We start from the raw sequence: 2,117 nt of genomic DNA, 5'->3' as shown, positions 1-2,117 counted from the left end.
TAAGATAATAATTTAATAGCTGAATGCTTACTGCTGAATGCTTACGAATAAGGAAGAGTATAAGAAAGTTTTTTTTCACGCTATCAAATGAACATTATAGAGAGATCTAGTATACATTAAATTTTAGATACAGGATTTCGTTACTTTTGACTTTTGATATTATTTATGCTGGTGTGGTTTGTATAAACCAAAGGGTAAATATCTACAGAAAATTTAAGTTTTTTTCCAGCTTTAAACCTATCTTTATCAAAATAATTGGGGTTTGCTGAATCAAGTCTTTTGGTATCAGTCAATGCTTTAAGATTAGATCGGTAAGTACTAACTGGGTCGCGTAACCTCACCTTTTAAGGCGAAATATTTTTGGAGCCTTGCTCAAATCTCTGTTACAAAAACAACTTCTAACTTTTGACTTTTGACTTTTGACTTTATTAATTTCTCTTCCTTCTGCCATCAAAAGGTGAAGCCCTAAGTTCTGTCCTTACTTAGGGCCTCATGTTATCACTCAATTGTACACGCGATCGTATTTAATTCTCGGTTTTAATTTTCATCATTGGGTTTTCCCAGTTAAACTATCCCGGCGTATAAATTTGCGTATAATATTGGAGCCAGGAGCCGGATGCGAGCCGGCATTTCAATGATATTTTTCCTCGAAATTCGTTCTCGCGACAGTGATGAATATTAAGCTTGGAGTAATAGCTTTATCTTGAAAATGTAAAAAATATTGCCTCTACCTATTTGGGCTACTTCGCCGATCAAGGGAAGGTCAGAATCGAACTGACACTATAATATTTTTACGGTTTAAATTAAAGTTTGAGATTGAATTTGTACTCCAATTTAATAATAACTCAAACTATAAAAATTGACAACTAAATTAACTAAATAAATATTGAAAAATACGCTCTCCAACTCTTTGCTCTTCTGTCTCAGAATTATTAGCTTCACTCTGAAGAGAAAAGGAGACAAAATTATACTTATCTCCTAAACCTTTTGGGGAAAATGTAGCGATCGCCTATTAAGCACAATTGACCCTTTTAAGCATTGGCCATAATCTTCTAAGGGCTAGAGAGATAACCTTAAAAGCAATTAAAGTTTTAAATCCTCTGGCCTTCTCAGAAGTTCCAGCATTAGGCAAGTCTACATTAACTCCAGATTGAGCAGCCAAAACCAGAGCCTCTTTACTTTGGATTGTCGCTAACTTAACAGCCTTGATTTGTAAAAGTGCCGGACTATTAGGAGTCTCAGCCATTGAGCCTTCAATTCTCAGCAATCGGCGTGGGTTGGAAGTCTAAAAAATATTCTGACTGCTCCCAATGCTTCCAAGCATAAGCAGCCAAAGCCAAAGCATCAGCCTGGTCATTTTTGTTAGGCAACCGTTCAGACCGTCGAGTAAAAACCGACTCTTGGTGACCAACCCACCTAACCTCAACTCCTACATACTTAGCAACAATCGCCCAAGCTTTGGCGTAATGAATTCCTGTAGGTTCCAACACCAAACAATCAGCCTTAACTTTTGCCTTAGCCAGTTCGCGATCGCCAAGTAAATAAGCTTCAAAATCAGCTAAACTAGATTTATTGGCATGAAAAGTCAAGGGGTCTGGTTTAGATTTTGAAAATCTCCGCTTTTCATTACTAAATATTTGCTTGAGTTTTCCTGGTTGTTCGACTAACTCCCAACAGACAAGAGAACTTTTACAAACATCCCCACCAATAATTCTCATATTAAATTTTCAAGGTTCATCTTTTGGGTTTTAATAGCTGTTTTAAACTGGCATCAATAGCTCAGGAATCACCCGAAAATGATTAATTCAATTCACTCTTAAAGCCTCTACCAGCTTAAGCCAAAAGCAAGGTAAACCCATGAAAGAGCAAAAGCTTTTACAGCTCACTTCACCTTTAAAGTTTGTGCCTTGCCAATGACTTAATCAACTGCGGTTTAACCCACAGCCGACGGATTAGGGAGCTACCCCGCACCGCAACTTTCAGGCGTGAAAGTTTCTGTGGAATTTCACCACGACAACCTTACCCGGTCCTAGTAAAGTGCCCTAACAATTAGTTAGTCATCAGGCAGTTTGTTCAATAGGTTTTCCTAGGAAAATTTCTTTTAACTTTTGAGCCAT

The 2,117-nt window shown here is 37.4% G+C and carries 2 protein-coding genes; both read right to left on the bottom strand.

What is annotated here, in order from left to right:
- Positions 1-1,012 precede the first annotated feature (1,012 nt).
- Positions 1,013-1,246, bottom strand: coding sequence for a hypothetical protein (locus tag AC3DU7_RS32080; protein WP_488043273.1), 234 nt, complete (start codon positions 1,244-1,246; stop codon positions 1,013-1,015).
- Between the two features lie 7 nt (positions 1,247-1,253).
- Positions 1,254-1,718 carry a hypothetical protein gene (locus AC3DU7_RS32075; protein ID WP_488043272.1) on the bottom strand — a complete coding sequence of 155 codons (465 nt, stop codon included), beginning with the start codon at positions 1,716-1,718 and terminating at the stop codon, positions 1,254-1,256.
- Positions 1,719-2,117: the final 399 nt, after the last annotated feature.

Source organism: Okeania sp. (assembly GCF_983059655.1).
Note: the sequence above shows the minus strand (reverse complement) of the source record. Positions and strands in the feature narration are given on the sequence as shown.